We start from the raw sequence: 17,818 nt of genomic DNA, 5'->3' as shown, positions 1-17,818 counted from the left end.
TTGAAGTTTGGGTTTGATGGCTGAGTGTTGGTGTTACGGCTTGTTGTTTATATTCTGTATTTGACTTCGGATTGCCTGGTTATGTCGTGCTGTTTATTGTGTGGGCAAGTCCTCGGGTAAAAGTAATTGCTTGGGGTGTTAATATTGTTTGATTTTTCAAGTGGATTATTTATGTTTTCTGATAAAAATAAAAACGCTCATGTTATTAAAAAGGCCATGGCCAAACGACCTGTCTCCAAACCGAAACCAGTGGGCAAGCCAGTTCCGCTCAAACCTGTAGTGCCGGTCAAGCCTCTCATCAAGCCTGTTAAACCACTCAAACCAATCGTCAAGCCGGTCAAGCCGATTGGGCCAGTCAAGCCCGTTAAGCCCGGCTCGCTCACCAAACCTGTAATTACCGGCGGCACTGTCGGGCCTGTTGTAACGAAAAAGCCACCCATGCCTTGGCCGACCATCAACTTCAATATTGATCCGGTTGCTCTGGCGACACTTATTATCAGTTTGGGCGGAATCCTCAATACTGATGGCTCTGCGTCCCTTCCCGATGGCAGTCTGGTCAATACGAATAAGAACTTGCTCAAGGGTCCCGATGGCGTTATCCATCACCAGGACGGCCGTGTCGAGTTTCCTGATGGCCGCATTATCTGGCCGGATAATACGATCGAACATCCGGATGGCCGCATTGTTTGGGAAGATGGAACAGAACAACTTCCTGATGGCAGTATCAAGTATCCGGACGGCCTGACCTACGATGCGCAAGGTAACCTTGTCTCGTAATAAGTTGTGGGGTTGGTCATATTGTAAAGTTTCGTGATGCTCTGCGTCTCGATCAGTAAAACAGAAACACCGCCGACTGGCTCTCAAGTCGGCGGTGTTTTTTTATTGCAAGTTAGCAGGATTGCGGCATTTCACCGTTGGCCAGACGTTTGTTGATGTCGGCAATCACTTCCGGCAGATCGCTGATAGTGTCGACCATGTAATGCGGGCGCGAGCTTTCGAACAGCGCATGGATACGCGCGCGTTCGCTGGCCAGTTCATCGCTGCCCAAGGCACGGAAGCCCTCGTAATCCAGGCCCAGCGCGTTGCCTGAGCAGATCAGCGCCACGGTCCACATTCCGGCGCGGCGACCTTCGAGGATGCCCGGGACGGTGTCGTCGATCTTCACGCAGGCGCCGACGTCGTCGATGCCCAGCGCGATGACGTTGGCCAATGCCTGTGCTGGCCAAGGGCGGCCGTTCGGCACTTCGTCGGTGGCGACCACGTGGTCGGCGATGTAGCCGTTGGTGGCGGCCAGTTCGACGACTTTCTCCATTACCTGTTTCGGGTAGCCGGAGCAGGAGCCGATCTTGATGCCTTGCTGGCGCAGGTTGGCGATGGTCTCCAGGGCACCGGGAATCAGCGCCGAGTGTTCAGCGATTTTCTCGATTTGTAGCGGCATGAAGCGCTCGTAGATGGCGGTCACGTCATCGTCGGTCGGCGTGCGGCCGAACGCTTTGCGGTAACGTTCGGCCACCTGCGGCTGATCGCACAGGGTGCGGATGTGATCCCACTTGCCCATGCCCATCGGGCCGCGGGCCTCTTCAATGGAAACCTGAACGTCGAATTCGGCGAATGCTTCGACGAAGATCTGCGTCGGGGCGAAGGAACCGAAATCGACCACGGTGCCGGCCCAGTCGAGGATGGCGGCTTGCAGCTTGGTTGGGTTGGTGTAATTCATGATGTTGAAAATCCTGTGTTGGCAATGCAATTCAAATGTGGGAGCGAGCCCGCTCGCGAAGGCGTCAGATCAGTCGATATCAATGTTGAATGTTCAACCGCATTCGCGAGCAGGCTCGCTCCCATAGGTATTAGGGGGGGTTAGATTTCTAACACTTCCATCTCGCGCAATACTTCGCCCACCGCCGCCACGGCCTGGCGCATTTGGTCCGGGCTGACATGACCGATGCAGCCGACGCGGAAGGTTTCGACCTGAGTCAGTTTGCCGGGATAGAGGATGTAGCCCTTGGCCTTGACCCGTTCGTAGAAATCCTTGAACTGATAACGCGGGTCATTCGGCGCGTGGAACGTTGCGATGATCGGCGCCTGAATCGCTGCTGGCAGAAAGCTGCGCAAACCGAGTTTGCCCATCTCTTCCATCAGCGCCTGGCAGTTGGCGGCGTAGCGCGCATGCCGCGCCGGCAGGCCACCTTCTTCGTTGTACTGCAGCAGGGCTTCGTGCAGCGCCGCGACCACGTGGGTCGGTGGGGTGAAGCGCCATTGCCCGGTCTTCATCATGTAGGCGTGCTGGTCGAACAGGTCCATCGCCAGTGAGTGCGAATTGCCGGCGGCTGCGGCCAACGACTCTTTGCGTGCGAAGACAAAACCCATCCCCGGCACGCCTTCCAGGCACTTGCCTGACGCGGCGATCAGCGCATCGAATGGCACTTGCTGCGCATCCACCGGCAGCGCGCCGAAGGAGCTCATGGCGTCGATGATCAGGCGCTTGCCGTGTTGCTCGACGACGTGAGCGATTTCCGCCAGCGGATTAAGAATGCCGGTGCTGGTTTCGCAGTGGATCAGCGCGACGTGAGTGATAGTGCTGTCGGCGCGCAGCAGACGGTCGACGTCGGCGGCGGTGGTCGGTTCGTCTTCAGCGGTCTCGAAAGTGCTGAACGAGCGGCCCAGCACTTCGCAGATTTTTGCCAGTCGCTTGCCGTAGGCGCCGTTTATCAGCACCAGTATTTTGCCGTCGCGTGGCACCAGTGTGCCGATCGCTGCCTCGACCGCGAAAGTGCCGCTGCCTTGCAATGGCACGCAGTGGTGGGTCGCGGCGCCGTTGAGAATCGCCAGTAATTGCTCGCAGAGGCTGGCGGTCAGTTGATTGAAGCGGTCATCCCATGACCCCCAGTCGACCATCATCGCCTGGCGGGTGCGGGCCGAAGTGGTCAACGGGCCGGGAGTGAGCAGGATGGGTTCGGCGGTACTCATTCGTGTGTCCTCGGATAGCGCTGTGGGATGAAGCTACGGGGCCTAAGTTGCAATTTGCCGTTGCATCAATCAAATTGTTTGTTGTTATGCCAGCCATCAGTGAGAGTTATTCATGAACCTGTTTCAGCTGCGCGCCTTCGATGCCGTGGCGCGCGAGGGCAGCTTTACCCGCGCCGCCGCACGGTTGTTCATCAGCCAGCCGGCAGTGACCGGGCACATCAAGGCGCTGGAGGAGCATTACCAGATCACGTTGTTGCGACGCACCGCGCGACGGGTGGAGTTGACTGAGGAAGGCACCAAACTGGCGGCGATCACTCGCGCAATGTTCGGTTTGGCGGAAGAAGCGCAAACCATGCTGGAGGCCAACCGCCAGTTGTTGACCGGGCGGCTGGAAGTGGCGGCGGACGGCCCGCACATGGTCATGCCGATGCTGGCCAGTCTGCGTGCGCGCTATCCGGGGATCACGGTGAATCTGCGTTTGGGCAATGCCCAGGAAACGCTGGCGGCGTTATTGTCGGAACACGCCGACGTCGCGGTGCTGACCGAAGTCGAGCCGCGCAAGGGACTGCATCTGCAAGCACTGAGCGAGTCGCGGATTTGCGCACTGGTGCCGGCGGGGCATCCGTGGGCAGCGCGCGCCACAGAGGTGAAACTCAAGGAACTGGATCAGGTGATCATGGTGTTGCGTGAGCCGAGTTCGATTACCCGGCGCACATTTGATCTGGCCTGCACGCAGGCGTCGATTCATCCGCGCGTGTTGCTGGAGCTGGATAGTCGCGAGGCGGTGACCGAGGCGGTCGCCGCGCAGCTGGGCGTTGGCGTGGTGTCATCGGTGGAAGTCAGCCACGACCCACGGGTGGTGGCGATTCCGATTGTCGGGGAGGGCTTGGTCAATCGGCACATGATCGGTTGCATGGAGCGGCGGCGGGAGTTGCGCTTGATTCAGGCGTTTTTTGGATTGGCGCCAGCCTGATAAACCGTGGCGCCCTCATCGCTGGCAAGCCAGCTCCCACAGGGTTTCAGCCTTTAACAAATTGTGCGTACACCAGAGAAACCTGTGGGAGCTGGCTTGCCAGCGATTGGGCCTGCGCCGTTCACACAAGACTCTCGCGAACCATATCCAGAAACGTCGCCACCACCCGCCGCGAACCCTGTTCGCGCAAGCACACCAAAGTTTCGGTCAAGCGTCGGGTGCAGTCGGTGATCGGCAACGCGCAAACCCTTGAGTCGGCGCCAAACTCAGCCGCTGAAACCACGCCCACACCAATCCCCACCACCACCGCCTCGCGCGCCGCTTCCCGGCCTTCGACCTGAATCGCCGGACGAATGCGAAACCCCGCCCGAGCCATTTCCTCTTCAAGCGTTTGCCGGGTCACCGAACCGTGTTCGCGCAATACCAGCGGCGTGTCATCCAGGTCCGCCAGGCAGATCGACTCGCGCTCGGCCCACGGGTGATTGCGCGAAACAAACGCCACCATCGGATCGTTGCGCAGCGGTACGCACAACAAGCGTTCATCGCTGACATCACGCCCCAGCAGCGCCAGATCGGCCTGATAGTTAAACAGGCGAAACAATGATTCGTCGGTGTTCCCGGTCTCGATTTTCACGTTGATGCCTGGAAAGCGCTCGCAGAACCGCGCGATCTGCGGCAGCACATGCACCGGCGCATCAACCGCCAGAATCAGGCTGCCAGTCTGCAACGCCTGGGATTCCTGCAATAACTCCTGTGCTTCCGCTTCAATCACAAACAGGCGCTGGGTGATCGCGAGCAAGCGTTCGCCCAGATCGGTCAGGCGTACCGAACGTTTGTTGCGATGAAACAGCAAAACCCCAAAGCGTTCTTCGAGTTTGCGCACTTGGTCGGAAATCGCCGGTTGCGTGAGAAAAAGACGCTGAGCGGCTTTGGTGAAGCTTCCATGCACGGCCACGGCGTGGAACGCTTTGAGTTGGGCGTGGGAAATTGACATGGTCGCTCCAGTTAAAAGCTGAGCTTATGTGTGAAATACGATAAATCGATTTTATTTATTAAACAGTAATTGCTTTGATCGGCTCACGCCACCGCCGACTGCTCGATCGAACAGCGGCGCTGGCCATGAGCCTGTGCGTGCAACAGCAGGACTCATCTGACCGGTATCGCCATAGGGATGGGGTGATATCGCAGTGCTCAACAATAAAAAACACAGGCGTTTACTTAACGATTCTGCCGGCACACTCACACCCTGAGGTCAGAACCACAATGAACAAGCACATCGGCACCATTGCGCGTTGGCGCATGCAGATTTTTGCTATCACATGGCTCGCGTACGCCGCTTTCTATTTCACTCGCAAAGCATTCTCGGTGGCCAAACTGGGCATCGGCGAAGATCCAGATTTCATGCTCGACAAAATGACCATGGCCAACCTCGATGCCATCTATCTGGCGGCATACGCCATCGGGCAATTCACCTGGGGCATGCTCGCTGACCGCTTCGGCCCAAGGGTTGTTGTGTTCGGAGGCTTGCTGATTTCTGCAGCAGCGGCACTGGTGATGGGCAGTTTCGCCACGCTGCCGATCTTCGCCACCTGTATGTTGATTCAAGGGTTGGCGCAGTCCACGGGATGGTCGGGGTTGTGTAAAAACCTTGGCAGCTTCTTCCCGTCCAAGCAGCGCGGGCGAGTGCTCGGCTTGTGGAGTTCTTGCTACGCATTTGGTGGGCTGGTGGCGTCGCCGTTCGCCGGTTGGTGGGCTTACACGCTCGTCGGCAGCTGGCACGCGGCATTTTTCTCCAGCGCGGCAGTGGTGGCGGTGGTGGCGGTGTTGTTCTTTATCTTCCAGCGCGATAAACCGGAAGATGTCGGCCTGCCGGCGGTGGAACCGGAGCCTGTGTTAAGCGCCGAAGAGACCGAAGCCAACAGCAAGCTCAGCGTTTGGGAGCCGTTGAAGGAAATCCTGCGTAATCGCACGGTGCTGGTGCTGGGCCTGGCGTATTTCATGTTGAAACCGGCGCGTTACGCGATCCTGCTGTGGGGCCCGGTGATCGTGTTTGAACAGATGCCCAGCGTCGGCAAGGTGGGTGCGGCGATCATCCCCACTTCGTTCGAGCTGGCCGGGCTGCTTGGGCCGATCATGATCGGTCTGGCGTCGGACAAATTGTTCGGCGCTCGGCGCATGCCAGCCTGTGTGATCAGTCTGCTGGCGCTGACGGTGACGCTGGCGCTGTTCATGGCTGCCTTGCAGAGCGGCAGTGTTTTGCTGGTTGTGGCATTGCTGTTTGTCATGGGCCTGACCCTGTACGGACCCGACTCGATGATCAGCGGCGCGGCCGCCATCGATTTCGGCAAAGCCAAGGCCGGGGCCACCGCCGCCGGATTCGTCAACGGCTGCGGCTCGGTCGGCGCCGTGCTTGGCGGCTTGCTGCCGGGCTACTTCGACACGGTGACGGTGTTCATCGTCTTCGCCGGTTGCGCACTGTTCTCGGCGCTGGTTTTGATTCCGCACTGGAACAGCCGTCCGGTCGGTTTCATGGAGCCGCGCGCGTCCATCCCCAACTGCCCCTTGACGATCAAACCTCTGCGTAACTGAAACCCCTTTGCCTCGCGGCCTGCTGCGGTGTTCGCGGCAGGCTGTGTCGTGGCCAACTGACTGGAGAAAACCCATGAGACCGTTTTGGCTGGAGCAGGCCCTGCAGGCCGACACCTCCGAAACCTGCCCGCCGCTGCAGGGCGAAGTGCGCACCGACGTGTGCATCGTCGGCGGTGGTTATACCGGGTTGTGGACGGCGATCATGCTCAAGCAACAAAACCCCGAACTCGATGTGCTGCTGATCGAAGCCGACATCTGCGGCGCCGGCGCCAGTGGGCGTAACGGTGGGTGTGCGCTGTCGTGGTCGGCCAAATATTTTACGCTTGAGCGCTTGTTCGGCGTTGAAGAAGCGGTGCGTCTGGTCAAGGAATCCGAACGCAGCATTCATGCGATCGGCGAGTTCTGCGAGCAGTACGGCGTCGATGCCGACTACCGGCTCGATGGCACGCTTTATACCGCGACCAACCGTGCGCAGGTCGGTTCGACTGACGCGGTAATCGCTGCGCTGGAGCGCAACGGGATCAACTCGTTTACTCAACGTCCGGTCGCTGATGTGCAGCGCATGGCCGGTTCCAGCAAGCATCTGGAGGGCTGGTTTTCGCCGGCAGCAGCCAGTGTGCAACCCGGCAAACTGGTGCGCGGGTTGCGCCGTGTAGCGCTGGAGTTGGGCGTGAAAATTCACGAAAACACGGCAATGACCGGTTTGGAGGAGGGCCGACCAGCCCGCATTCGCACGGCCAACGGCAATGTGCAGGCAGACCGCGTGGTGTTGGCGATGAACGCGTGGATGGCCCGCGCCTTCCCGCAATTCGAACGCAGTGTGGCGATTGTTTCCAGCGACATGCTGATCACCGAACCGCGTCCGGATCTGTTGCAGGAAATCGGCTTGACCAGTGGGGTCACCGTGCTCGATTCACGGATTTTCGTGCACTACTACCACAACACCCCGGATGGCCGGATCATGCTCGGCAAGGGCGGTAACACCTTCGCTTTTGGCGGGCGGATGTTGCCGGTGTTCGATCAGCCATCGCCGTACGCGGACCTGCTCAAAACGAGCCTGGGCGATTTTTTCCCGGCGTTTGCCGATGTCAAAGTCGACGCGACCTGGAACGGCCCGTCAGATCGCTCGGTCACCGGTTTGCCGTTCTTCGGGCAGATGAGCAGCAGTGGCAATGTGTTTTACGGTTTCGGCTATTCCGGCAGCGGCGTCGGCCCGTGTCACATGGGCGGGCAGATTCTGGCGTCACTGGTGCAGGGGCTGGACAATCCGTGGACGCGCTCGCCGTTGGTCAACGGGCCGATGGGTTATTTCCCGCCGGAGCCAATCCGCTACCTGGGATCGTTGATGGTGCGTAACGCCATCCGCCGCAAGGAGCGCGCCGAAGACCATGGCCACCGGCCCCGGCATCTGGACGTGCGCCTGGCCAAATTTGCCGCGGCGGCAGGCAAGGCTGACAAGGGCTGATAACCGCAAAACACCCAAATCTTGTAGGCGCTGCCTTCGCCAGCTCCTACAGAGTTTCAGGTCACAGGTGGGTACCGTTGAGCAGCCAGTCGAGCAACAGACTGCTGTCAGTCGCGGACGGTGTTTCGCGGGGTGTGGGATTGCGTGTGTTGCCCAGGCACAGGATCGGTCGGTCCGGATCGCTGTCGAGAAAACTCACCCACACTTCACTGCCTACGCTGGGCAATTCATCTGGCGCGATTCGACCGTTGGCCCGGGTCATGGCGATGGGTAGCCAGATGGCTTCGGTGTCGGTGTCGGTGTCGGCGACGGGGGGCGATTGCGGTTGCGATGGCCACAACCTGACGGCGATCCGCCCTTGCGCATCGAGCCGCGCAGGTTGCCCCGGAGTTCCCAGCACTTGCGCCAGGTGATAGCCCGCAATGCTCGGCCGCGGTTGCTGAAGTGGCGGGCGATAGTCGGTTGACCACGGTTGGGCGGTGAAATCGTTGTAGTAACGGTGCACCGTCGCTGCCGGGTCCAGAATCGATGGATGTTGCCCGTGATGGCGCAGGCGGGTGATCCGCCATTGTTCGTTGAATTGGCTGATCGGATGTTCCGTCACCTGCAACAAGTGCCCGCTGAACAAACCGATGCAGTCACTGCGGCCATTGATTGACCGATGTTGGCAACGTTGTCGTTCCAGATGGCGACGACTGCGTTGTTCACTGTGGCGTTGCTGCGGCGAAGGCATCGGCAGTGACGGTTTTGACGGGGGCTGATTGGCCGCATCCCCGTCGGCAGTCTGTAGCCCTCGATTGCGCACGGCATGCAGCGTCGGGATGGGCGCGGCGTGGTGGTGCTGGTACAACGAGCTGACACAGGGCGAGGACGCTTGTTCATCCTCCATGAACGGCACCAGTGACGGTTCTTGCGGCAGACTCAGGCTGTCATCGGCGAACACGACAAGGTGCCCGTCGGTGCTGTGCTCGAAGTGATAGTGGATGCCTTCTTCTTCGCAAAGCCTGTGTAGCAGCGCCAGATCGCTTTCCTCGAACTGCACGCAAAATGGACGCACCGGATACTGACCCACGGTCATTTCAATTCGGTAACTGTCGGCCGGCAGGGCGTTTTCAGCGAGCAACCGTTCAAGAATCTGCGGCACGCTCAGTTGCACGAACACCCGCCGTTTGCTCGGCTGCGCCATCCGTTGCAGCGCCGGGGCCACGATCAGTCGATAACCGATGCGGTGCGCTCCGCGATGTTCGCAACTGGCACTGTCGATCATGCCGTGAATGCCGTGATGGTCGTCCAGACGCAGAAATATCGGCTGCTGCACCAGCGTGCCCGGCGTCACGGCGGGGGCGAGGCCGATCAGTTCGATGTCGAAGCGGTAGGGTTGGTTGAGCGCTTCCTCGCCATTGAAACGCACCACCGGCAGGCATAATCCACTGTCGGTCAGGGTGAGGGTAAACGGACTTTCCTTGTCATTGAGCATTCGCACAGGCTCTGTCAGGCGATACGGGCCTCAGAGGGTACGAAACCGCAGCGCTGAATGGTCATGTCAAAGGTGGTTTTCAGAATCGCCCTACAAGGTCCGGCGAAGATGTCGATTCAACATTGGATTTTTTTGGTCGATTGCCGACTTTAGGCCGTATAAACTTGGCGCCACGCGTCGGCCAATAGATGTCTCGGCGCCACAGATCAAGAGAGTGAGTAATGGGCGCACAGTGGAAGGTTAAACACAAAGAAGCGGCATCCAATGCCAAGGGCAAGATCTTCGGCAAACTGGTGAAAGAAATCACCATTGCTGCGCGTAACGGTGCCGATACCGCGACCAACGCGCACCTGCGTCTGGTAGTCGAACAGGCCAAGAAAGCCTCGATGCCGAAAGAAACCCTCGACCGCGCAATCAAGAAAGGCGCGGGCCTGCTGGGCGAAACCGTGCAATACCACCGCGTGACCTACGAAGGTTTCGCCCCGCACCAGGTGCCGTTGATCGTCGAGTGCGTCACCGACAACATCAACCGCACCGTGGCGGAAATTCGCGTGGCGTTCCGCAAGGGCCAATTGGGCGCTTCCGGTTCGGTTGCCTGGGACTTCAACCACGTCGGCATGATCGAAGCCTCGGCAGACACTCCGGACGCCGATCCGGAAATGGCAGCGATCGAAGCCGGTGCCCAGGATTTTGAGCCGGGTGAAGAGGGCGCGACCCTGTTTATCACCGATCCGACCGACCTCGACGCGGTGCAGAAAGCCCTCCCGGAACAAGGCTTCACCGTGCTGTCGGCCAAGCTCGGCTACCAGCCGAAAAACCCGGTCAGCGGCTTGAGCGATGAGCAGATGGCTGAGGTTGAAGCGTTCCTCGAAGGCCTCGACAACCATGATGACGTGCAGGATATGTTTGTGGGTCTGGCTGGCTGATTTGTTTACTCAGTAGAGCCGCCACACAGGCAAGCCCGCTCCCACAGGTATGGCGTCGTGCACACACTATGTGATCGCCATATACCCTGTGGGAGCTAGCCTGCCAGCGATTGACCGTACAGCGGTCACAGCTGTTGCAATACCTCAATCACCTCACTGAACCCCGGCCGCCCCAGCACATCGGCCTGAGAGCAACGCCGCGCCAGCTCTTCAAGCACCTCACGTCGCTCATTACTCAGTCCCGAGTCGATCCGCGCCAGCAATTCCCCCAGCAAGACCCCGAACGCCCGTACTTCGATGCGTTGCAGGGCCCGCGTTTCCATGCTGTCGGTGGTGGAATGAAACGACGCTGCGCCGAAATCCCCCAGTAAACAGTCACCCTGATCGTTCAACAGAATGTTGTGTCCGTAGAGATCACCATGGGTGATGCCTTGTTGATGCAGATGCTCCGCTGCCGACGCAATGCCCATGGCAATGCGCAGTGCAACCTGTGCGCTGAAGCGGCGATCCTCGGCATAGACATCCCGCGAGCAGGACGCCAGGCTCGGCAGTCCTGCCAGGTTGGCAAAGCTCGGATCGATCAGTTGCATGACCAAACCTTGCTGGCCGTCGGGATGGCCGTGGATGCGACCTTCAATTCGAATCAGATTCGGGTGCAACCCGGCCGTGATGCAGGCGTTCATTTCATGCAGTGGTGAGCCATCGCTGGTCATTTCGCCTTTGTACAGCTTCACCGCAACCGGCGTCACAGCACCATCGGCGCGTTGCCAGGTCGCACGGTAAATGACCCCGGAGGCGCCTTCGCCCAGTTGTTGCTCCAGACGCAGCGCCGACCAGTCGATCTGCGGCGTGGCTTCAAGCGCCGCGGCGTCGGCTTCGGTTTCCAGCGGATTGCCAGCGTAGGCCAGCCACGTCAGGCTCGGCAACGTCAGCAGCCAGTGTGGCAACTCGGTCAACTGGTTGGCGGCGATGCGCAGCAGTTCCAGTCGGTGGCAATTACTCAGCGACGACGGCAGCGATTGCAGGCGATTGCCGGCCAGCATGAGTTTTTGCAGGTGCGCACGTTCACCCAGTTCGCTTGGCAAGGTGTCGATGCAGTTGTCCGTCAGGATCAGCCAGCGCAGCAGCGGTGGCAGGGCGGCGCCAGGGACGTCGGCGATGCGGTTGGCCTTGAAGCCAATCATCGTCAGCGCCGTGCATTGGCCAAGGCAGGCGGGCAGCGCGGTGAACTGGTTGTCGGAGCAGAACAGCACGCGCAATCGAGTCAGACGATGCAGGTCATCCGGCAGGCAACTCAAGGCGTTGCCGCTCAGATTGAGGATTTCCAGGGTGTCGGCCAGATCGAAGATTTCTGCCGGGAACTCGGTCAGGCCGCAGGACAGGTCCAGCCGCGTGATGCCCGACAATTCGCCGGCGCGCAATTGAGCAAGGGTATGCATGAAGGAATTCGCAAATAGAGGGTCGCTGGGAATGGGCGACATGATAGCGGTAAAGCTGTGGTTTGAAATTTTATCGGATCTTGACTCGGCTTTAATGGTGGGGGTCCCACAGGGAATTGATGCCGGTCAGTCCGTGCTGTGTTCTTCCTGCAACTGCCCCAGCCGGCTGCGGGTGCGGGCCAGATCGATAACCTGACCCGCCAGGCTTTCGCCCAGTGGCAACCGACCGAGCAAGGTCAGGTGCTTGTCCTGGTCGTAGAGCACGTCGATCAAATTGATGAACCGCTGCTGTGCGGCAATCGAGCATCCGCCCAGCTCCGGCAGCCCGTCGATGATCCAGTGGTCGAAGCGTCGGCACAATTGCAGATAGTCCATGACCGCCGTCGGCTGTTCACACAGGTCAGCGAAGGTGAAGCCGACGCGGCGATCCTCGCAAAAACGTGCGCGAATCGGCCGGGTGCCAACGGTTAACGAAATGGCTGGTGCATCTTCCGTCGGCAGGTTCAGCGCCTCACGCTGAGCGGGCGTGGCTGGCCACACGTAGCGTCCCTGAGTGAAAACCTGATGCGCATGGTTGCGCATCTGACTGCGGTAGTCGTGAGGGCCACCGACCTCCATGACCTGCATGCGCGAGTTGATCAGCTCGATCACCGGTTTGAATCGCGCATGGTAAAGCGGATTGGGCAGCAGGCCTTCGGGCGGATAGTTGGAGGTCACCAACAGCAGAATCCGCCGCTGGAACAGCGCTTTGAACAGGCGGGTGATAAGCATTGCGTCGCCAATGTCATGCACATGAAACTCGTCGAAACACAGTACCCGACAGTCCAGCAGTAGTTCATCCAGCGTTATGGCCAACGCATCGTCCTGTTCGCGATGGCTGAACATGCCTTGATGCAACTGCGCGAAAAACTCATGGAAATGCAGGCGGCGTTTCTGCGTGATCGGCAGCGCCTGAAAGAAGCCATCCAGCAGCCAACTCTTGCCGCGCCCCACGCTGCCGTGCAGATACAGGCTCGGTGGGGTTGGCGCTGTTGCGTCGAACAACAGACTGGCCTGCTGCGCCATGCAGTCGATCACTCGCAGCTGGCTGTGGCTGAGGGTGTAACCCTGGCCGTTGGCCTTGTGGCGGAAGTAATCGCGGATCAACTGGGCGCTGGCGTCATGGCCTGCTTTGGCAGGCGTGCCTTTACCGAACAAACGGCGCAGCACCGGCCAGCGCTGGGTCAGTCGCGATCGTTTCGGCGGATGGGCGGGCACTTTGGTTTACTCCGTGTTCAGCGAGCCGGCGCCCAGGAGCGCCGCGGCGTAGTTTAACCGGGCGCGCCGCTGGCCTGCTACCGTGCGCGTCGATGGCATTTTGCACGGCGGCGTTGGTGAGGTTTGCTACACGGCTGGCAAGGTGGAGCTGCCGCAGTACGCGCGGATCAAAAGTCTGGCCGAAGTGCCACGGGTCAGTCGCTATTCGGATTTGCTGGACGTCATGGTCACGTGGTGCTGGATGTGGGCTTTTGAACCGACCACTCCTGCGTTGATTTTCAGAATTGCAGCGATTGCTTGAGCAGTGGTGCGGCCGGCGTATCAACCGGGCTGACCATCGCATAGTTGTAACCACCGCCTGACCAGTAGTCCGCCTGCAAATCCCCATCACTGCGACTGCCCTTCGGCAAGAAAGTGTTTTTCGGCCCAGGCGGTCGCACATAAAAACTGACCTTGTGCCCACTCGCATCTTCATACATCACCATCGCCGCCGGCCCTTCATCGGTACTCAGCAAGCGCCCGCTGACGGGCTCAAACCCCGCCGCCGTCAAATCTGGCAAGCGACTGACCTGAGTGAAATAACGATCAAGCCAGCGCTGCATGTCGCCAGCACCATCGACCTTGTAATCCGCGGGCAGCATGCCTTGCTGGGCAATCAACCGATAGGCCTGCAGGGCGTCGGTCATGGGTAACGCGGAGGTTCGCACGAGGGTCAATTCCCGTGCCTGCCAACCGCTGAAACCACCGACGCTCACCGCGATCAGTAGCACCGCCGCGCTGGCCAGATGGCGGCGCGACTGACGCTGGCGGCGCAGACGAATCATCGCCGGATCAAGCGCCGGATTGGCCGGTTGCTGCAATGCACCGCTCAGTGCCGCACGCAGTTGCTGGGCGTCCTGTTGCCAGCCACGAACCTGCGCGGCTTCGTCTGGATGGTTGGCCAGCCAGGTTTCCAGCACGCGCCGGTCGGTGTCGCTGAGTTGGTGGTCGACGTAGGCGTGCAGGTCACGCTCGCTGGGAGGCATGCTGATCATTTGAGTATCCGCAAAGAAGGACTGATGATTTCGCCGTCGCTGAGTTGGCGCAAAGCCTGGCGGGCGCGGGACAGGCGCGACATCACGGTGCCGATCGGGGTGTCGAGAATCTCGGCGACCTCTTTATAGGAAAGGCCCTCAACCGAGACCATCAGCAGAAGCGCGCGCTGTTCGCTGGGCAGTCGGTCGAACGCTTGCAGGGTCGATTGGGCGATCACGGTGCGCTCTGTCGACGGTTCGGCATCGTCGCGACCGGTGAAAAACTCAAGCATCCGCGCGTGACGGCGCGAGCGGCGATGGGCATCGAGAAACTGCCGGTAGAGGATCGAAAACAGCCAGGCCCGCAGATCACCGTCAGCGCGCTTGCCGCCCCAACTCGACAGGGCCCGCTCAAGGCACGCCTGCACCAGATCGTCGGCGCTGCTGCTATTGCGCGTCAACGAAACGGCAAAGCGCCGTAGCCTGGGGATCAGTTCACGCAGTTGTTCGTCTAGCTCGTTCATGGCGAGGGGCTGCTCTTTGCCGAAAGGCGATGTTGAGAAGAAAGACGTCCCTCAAGGATGGTTATTCCATCCGCCGATTTGAAAATTTTTTCTCCCTTCTTCGTAGGATAGTTCGCTGCGATTTGTAAGCCGTGTAATGGATTCAACTTTCCCTGCTCAACCCATTTGTCAATCACGTTGGCTATCGGCGCAACCCAAGGATGCGGAGCCGAACGTGAAAAAAGAAATCGTTGAAAAAAGGAAAGGGAAATCTCATGCAAGCATTTGCGATGAATAACCGGTCGACATCGAACGCGGAGCCGAATCCGTTCGTTGAGTCCAACCCATGGCAACGCTTCGGCTGCGGTCCGAGCGTCCAGCCTGACGCTACGTTGATCCATCGCGCAATCGAACTGCAAGCAACTGGCCGGCCTGAAGCAATCGCGGCCGAATATCAGGGCCAGTCCATCACTTACGGCGAGTTGAACCGTCAGGCTAATCGACTCGCCACGACATTGCTCAAGCAAGGTGTGGGCCCGGGCGATCATGTGGCGCTGTTTGTCGAGCGTTCGATCCCGATGCTGGTGGGCATGCTGGCCGTGCTGAAAACCGGGGCGGCCTATATTCCTCAACACGTCGGCATCACCCCCGCAGCGCAGCTGAGTCATATCATGGCGGTCGCTCAGGTTCGGGTCGTACTGACACTGTCCGAACTGGCGCGGGCGATTCCTCTGACCACGGATCAACAGTGCATCCACCTGGATGAATTCATTCAGGTGCCGAGTGTCGCCAGCGACGACTTGAATAGGTGTGGCACGACGTCATCGCCGGACTCACTGTGCTTTGTCCTGTTCACCTCGGGCACAACCGGACTGCCCAATGGCGTTCGCGTGACGCAGCGTAACGTGTGCAATATTTTGCTCACCGAGCCCGGCAATCTGGGTATGCGGCCGGGCCTGAAGGTCGGCCAGATCCTGAACATCGCTTTTGATATGGCGGCCTGGGAAGTGCTGGGTTGTCTGGCCAACGGAGCAACGCTGTTGATCCGCGGCAAAGACATCGCGCAAACCGCCGAGCGCTGTGACGTGTTGATTGCGACACCGTCGATTCTCGCTACGCTCGATCCTGCCCGTTGCCGTCAGGTAAAAGTGGTTGCTCTGGCTGGCGAGCCCTGCCCACAACCGCTGGCGGATCGTTGGGCGGCGTTTTGCACTTTTTATAATGCCTGTGGGCCGACCGAGACCACCATCGTCAATACCATGCAGCACTATCGCGGCGCGGGTGCGTTGACGATCGGCAAGCCAACGCCCAACAACACGGTTTATGTACTCGACGACGCCGGCCAGCTTTGCGCTCCGGGCGAGCAGGGAGAGATGTGGGCGGGCGGTGACTGCGTGACCGCCGGTTATCTGGGAAATCCGCAACTGACCAACGAACGCTATCGGCCCGATCCGTTTCTGGGGCAGGGACGTTTGATGTTCCGTACCCGGGATCTGGGACGCTGGACGGCGGACGGTGAGCTGGAACACCTGGGGCGTGTCGATGATCAGGTCAAGGTCAGGGGGTTTCGGGTGGAACTTGACTCGGTGTCAGCGGCACTGGAGTCTGCGCCGGACTGTGAGCGCGCGGTCACCCTCAAGCTCGACAGTCGCCATCTGGTGGCCTTCGTCTATCCCGCCATCACAGACGTTGAAGTTGCGCGAAAACGTTGCGAGGAGCGCCTGGCTTATTATTGCGTGCCATCGTTGATTCTCGCTGTGGATCATATTCCGCTGACATCACGAGGCAAGGTCGACAAGCGCTTGTTGCTCCAGTGGGCCGTAGCACATCAGGTACAACACGCTCGCGCCGAGCAGCAGGTGCAGGCATGAACGGCACCGATTCGACGATCGTGTTACCGGCCCGGCGCGCATTGTGGCGACGTTTGGGAACGCTGCCGATGTTCTCGCATTACAACCGTCTGGTGTTGCTGGTGTTCGCCGGCAACATTGCAGCCCTGGTTTACGGTTTGAACATCGGGCGGTGGTGGTCGACTTCAGGCGTTGCTTTGCAAACGCTGTCCGGGTTGGTCGTCGCGAACTTGTCGATGGCGATACTGATTCGGCAGCAGTACGTCATCAATGGCTTGTTCTGGCTGGCGACCCGGGCGCCGACGTCCTGGCCGCTGGCGATTCGCCGGTCGTTGGCCAAGGTCTACCATTTCGGTGGTCTGCACAGCGGTGGCGCGATGGCAGCCATTGTTTGGTTTGCGCTGTTGTTCGGCTCGATGGTCTGGCTGAAATTTGAAGGCCCGGGCGGCGTTTCGTTGACCCTGATCGTGCTGAGCGGCGGCTTGCTCGTGCTGCTTTTACTGGTGGCGATCATGGCGCTGCCGATCATTCGCGCGCGTTTTCATAATGCTTTCGAGCGCACCCACCGCTTCGCCGGTTGGGCCGCGCTCGCGATGTTCTGGGCGATGACACTGGTGTTTCTCAGGGAGCAACATCCCACGGCTGCGCTGACGGATGTCCTCTTGCGATCTGCCTCGTTCTGGATGCTGTTGCTGGTGACATTCAGCATTACTTTGCCGTGGCTGCGGTTGCGCCAAGTCCCTGTCAGTGTGGTGCCGCTTTCCTCCCACGCGGTGATAGCCCGGTTCGATCACCACACACCGTTTGCCGGTTCAGCCACTGCGATCAGTCGCAACCCACTGTGGGAATGGCATTCGTTCGCCAATATTCCTGCGCCGGGGGAGGAGGGTTTCCGACTGATCATTTCCCGGGCGGGCGACTGGACGGGCGATTTCATCGAGCAGGCGCCGACCCACGTCTGGGTCAAAGGTATTACGACCGCAGGGGTGGCGCACATTGAAACGTTGTTCAAAGCAGTGGTGTATATCGCCACCGGCAGCGGGATTGGCCCGGTGTTGCCGCACTTGTTGGCCAAACAAATACCCATCCGCCTGATCTGGTCGACCCGAAGTCCCAGAGCCACTTATGGCGACGCATTGGTGGACGAAATTCTCGCGGCGCAGCCCGATGCACTGATCTGGGACACCGATGTGTCAGGGAAACCGGACCTGGTGAAGCTGGCGTATTGCGCGGTGCAGTCGTTCGGCGCGGAGGCAGTGATTTGCATATCCAATCAGACATTGACGGAACGCGTGGTCGAGGAAATGGAAGCCAGGGGTATTCCTGCTTACGGCGCTATTTGGGATTCCTGACACCGCG

15 protein-coding genes and 1 pseudogene are annotated in these 17,818 nt (G+C 59.7%); 8 read left to right on the top strand and 8 right to left on the bottom strand.

The window, feature by feature from the left end; genetic code table 11:
* Nucleotides 1-171 precede the first annotated feature (171 nt).
* Complete coding sequence (locus JJD74_RS04915; protein WP_200611867.1) at nt 172-777, top strand: hypothetical protein; 606 nt, start codon at nt 172-174, stop codon at nt 775-777.
* Nucleotides 778-889: 112 nt separating this feature from the next.
* Here the strand turns inward: JJD74_RS04915 and phnX are convergent, their stop codons facing one another.
* Both phnX and JJD74_RS04905 read right to left on the bottom strand, forming a co-directional pair.
* On the bottom strand, nt 890-1,717 hold the full coding sequence (gene phnX / locus JJD74_RS04910; protein WP_200611865.1) for a phosphonoacetaldehyde hydrolase: 828 nt from the start codon (nt 1,715-1,717) through the stop codon (nt 890-892).
* 140 nt (nt 1,718-1,857) lie between these two features.
* Nucleotides 1,858-2,967: a 2-aminoethylphosphonate--pyruvate transaminase gene (locus tag JJD74_RS04905; protein ID WP_042559937.1), complete on the bottom strand. Its 1,110-nt coding sequence runs from the start codon at nt 2,965-2,967 to the stop codon at nt 1,858-1,860.
* Nucleotides 2,968-3,079: 112 nt separating this feature from the next.
* Here JJD74_RS04905 and JJD74_RS04900 point away from each other — a divergent pair, with 112 nt between their 5' ends.
* A complete protein-coding gene (locus JJD74_RS04900; protein ID WP_042559936.1) occupies nt 3,080-3,940 on the top strand; it encodes a LysR substrate-binding domain-containing protein in 861 nt (286 codons plus the stop codon).
* A 121-nt stretch (nt 3,941-4,061) separates the two neighbouring features.
* On the opposite strand, the gene JJD74_RS04895 is transcribed toward JJD74_RS04900, so the two are convergent.
* Complete coding sequence (locus JJD74_RS04895) at nt 4,062-4,934, bottom strand: LysR family transcriptional regulator (RefSeq protein WP_200611863.1); 873 nt, start codon at nt 4,932-4,934, stop codon at nt 4,062-4,064.
* A 269-nt stretch (nt 4,935-5,203) separates the two neighbouring features.
* Here JJD74_RS04895 and JJD74_RS04890 point away from each other — a divergent pair, with 269 nt between their 5' ends.
* Together JJD74_RS04890 and JJD74_RS04885 are read left to right on the top strand one after the other, a co-directional pair.
* A complete protein-coding gene (locus JJD74_RS04890) occupies nt 5,204-6,529 on the top strand; it encodes an MFS transporter (protein WP_200611861.1) in 1,326 nt (441 codons plus the stop codon).
* Nucleotides 6,530-6,602: 73 nt separating this feature from the next.
* Nucleotides 6,603-7,994 carry an FAD-dependent oxidoreductase gene (locus tag JJD74_RS04885; RefSeq protein ID WP_047302008.1) on the top strand — a complete coding sequence of 464 codons (1,392 nt, stop codon included), beginning with the start codon at nt 6,603-6,605 and terminating at the stop codon, nt 7,992-7,994.
* 61 nt (nt 7,995-8,055) lie between these two features.
* Here JJD74_RS04885 and JJD74_RS04880 read toward each other — a convergent pair whose 3' ends face one another.
* Entirely contained in the window at nt 8,056-9,471 is a 1,416-nt protein-coding gene (locus JJD74_RS04880; protein ID WP_200611859.1) for a type VI secretion system Vgr family protein, read from the bottom strand.
* A gap of 221 nt (nt 9,472-9,692) precedes the next feature.
* Here JJD74_RS04880 and JJD74_RS04875 point away from each other — a divergent pair, with 221 nt between their 5' ends.
* Nucleotides 9,693-10,397: a YebC/PmpR family DNA-binding transcriptional regulator gene (locus JJD74_RS04875; RefSeq protein WP_042559931.1), complete on the top strand. Its 705-nt coding sequence runs from the start codon at nt 9,693-9,695 to the stop codon at nt 10,395-10,397.
* Between the two features lie 125 nt (nt 10,398-10,522).
* Here the strand turns inward: JJD74_RS04875 and JJD74_RS04870 are convergent, their stop codons facing one another.
* Together JJD74_RS04870 and zapE are read right to left on the bottom strand one after the other, a co-directional pair.
* Nucleotides 10,523-11,836: a leucine-rich repeat-containing protein kinase family protein gene (locus JJD74_RS04870; RefSeq protein WP_200611847.1), complete on the bottom strand. Its 1,314-nt coding sequence runs from the start codon at nt 11,834-11,836 to the stop codon at nt 10,523-10,525.
* A gap of 126 nt (nt 11,837-11,962) precedes the next feature.
* Nucleotides 11,963-13,093, bottom strand: coding sequence for a cell division protein ZapE (gene zapE / locus JJD74_RS04865; protein WP_200611844.1), 1,131 nt, complete (start codon nt 13,091-13,093; stop codon nt 11,963-11,965).
* A gap of 73 nt (nt 13,094-13,166) precedes the next feature.
* Here zapE and JJD74_RS04860 point away from each other — a divergent pair.
* A pseudogene (locus JJD74_RS04860) lies at nt 13,167-13,328 on the top strand (Csu type fimbrial protein); the annotation flags it as partial.
* A gap of 43 nt (nt 13,329-13,371) precedes the next feature.
* Here JJD74_RS04860 and JJD74_RS04855 read toward each other — a convergent pair.
* On the bottom strand, nt 13,372-14,127 hold the full coding sequence (locus JJD74_RS04855) for an anti-sigma factor family protein (RefSeq protein ID WP_047301998.1): 756 nt from the start codon (nt 14,125-14,127) through the stop codon (nt 13,372-13,374).
* The gene (locus tag JJD74_RS04850; protein WP_042559927.1) at nt 14,124-14,630 is read right to left on the bottom strand and encodes a sigma-70 family RNA polymerase sigma factor; all 507 of its coding nucleotides are present in this window, start codon (nt 14,628-14,630) and stop codon (nt 14,124-14,126) included. The genes JJD74_RS04855 and JJD74_RS04850 overlap by 4 nt, the downstream gene beginning before the upstream one ends.
* Nucleotides 14,631-14,899: 269 nt before the next feature.
* Here JJD74_RS04850 and JJD74_RS04845 point away from each other — a divergent pair, with 269 nt between their 5' ends.
* On the top strand, nt 14,900-16,480 hold the full coding sequence (locus JJD74_RS04845; RefSeq protein WP_234451657.1) for an amino acid adenylation domain-containing protein: 1,581 nt from the start codon (nt 14,900-14,902) through the stop codon (nt 16,478-16,480).
* A complete protein-coding gene (locus tag JJD74_RS04840; protein ID WP_042559925.1) occupies nt 16,477-17,811 on the top strand; it encodes a membrane protein in 1,335 nt (444 codons plus the stop codon). Before JJD74_RS04845 ends, JJD74_RS04840 begins: the two co-directional genes overlap by 4 nt.
* Nucleotides 17,812-17,818: the final 7 nt, after the last annotated feature.

The organism is Pseudomonas sp. MF6776 (assembly GCF_016613125.1).
GTDB lineage: Bacteria > Pseudomonadota > Gammaproteobacteria > Pseudomonadales > Pseudomonadaceae > Aquipseudomonas > Aquipseudomonas iridis.
Note: the sequence above shows the minus strand (reverse complement) of the source record. Positions and strands in the feature narration are given on the sequence as shown.

Coding starts and splice junctions, on each gene's coding strand:
- JJD74_RS04915 (WP_200611867.1), top strand. CDS start 172: ATGTTTTCTGATAAAAATAAAAACGCTCATGTTATTAAAAAGGCCATG.
- phnX (WP_200611865.1), bottom strand. CDS start 1,717: ATGAATTACACCAACCCAACCAAGCTGCAAGCCGCCATCCTCGACTGG.
- JJD74_RS04905 (WP_042559937.1), bottom strand. CDS start 2,967: ATGAGTACCGCCGAACCCATCCTGCTCACTCCCGGCCCGTTGACCACT.
- JJD74_RS04900 (WP_042559936.1), top strand. CDS start 3,080: ATGAACCTGTTTCAGCTGCGCGCCTTCGATGCCGTGGCGCGCGAGGGC.
- JJD74_RS04895 (WP_200611863.1), bottom strand. CDS start 4,934: ATGTCAATTTCCCACGCCCAACTCAAAGCGTTCCACGCCGTGGCCGTG.
- JJD74_RS04890 (WP_200611861.1), top strand. CDS start 5,204: ATGAACAAGCACATCGGCACCATTGCGCGTTGGCGCATGCAGATTTTT.
- JJD74_RS04885 (WP_047302008.1), top strand. CDS start 6,603: ATGAGACCGTTTTGGCTGGAGCAGGCCCTGCAGGCCGACACCTCCGAA.
- JJD74_RS04880 (WP_200611859.1), bottom strand. CDS start 9,471: ATGCTCAATGACAAGGAAAGTCCGTTTACCCTCACCCTGACCGACAGT.
- JJD74_RS04875 (WP_042559931.1), top strand. CDS start 9,693: ATGGGCGCACAGTGGAAGGTTAAACACAAAGAAGCGGCATCCAATGCC.
- JJD74_RS04870 (WP_200611847.1), bottom strand. CDS start 11,836: ATGCATACCCTTGCTCAATTGCGCGCCGGCGAATTGTCGGGCATCACG.
- JJD74_RS04855 (WP_047301998.1), bottom strand. CDS start 14,127: ATGATCAGCATGCCTCCCAGCGAGCGTGACCTGCACGCCTACGTCGAC.
- JJD74_RS04850 (WP_042559927.1), bottom strand. CDS start 14,630: ATGAACGAGCTAGACGAACAACTGCGTGAACTGATCCCCAGGCTACGG.
- JJD74_RS04845 (WP_234451657.1), top strand. CDS start 14,900: ATGAATAACCGGTCGACATCGAACGCGGAGCCGAATCCGTTCGTTGAG.
- JJD74_RS04840 (WP_042559925.1), top strand. CDS start 16,477: ATGAACGGCACCGATTCGACGATCGTGTTACCGGCCCGGCGCGCATTG.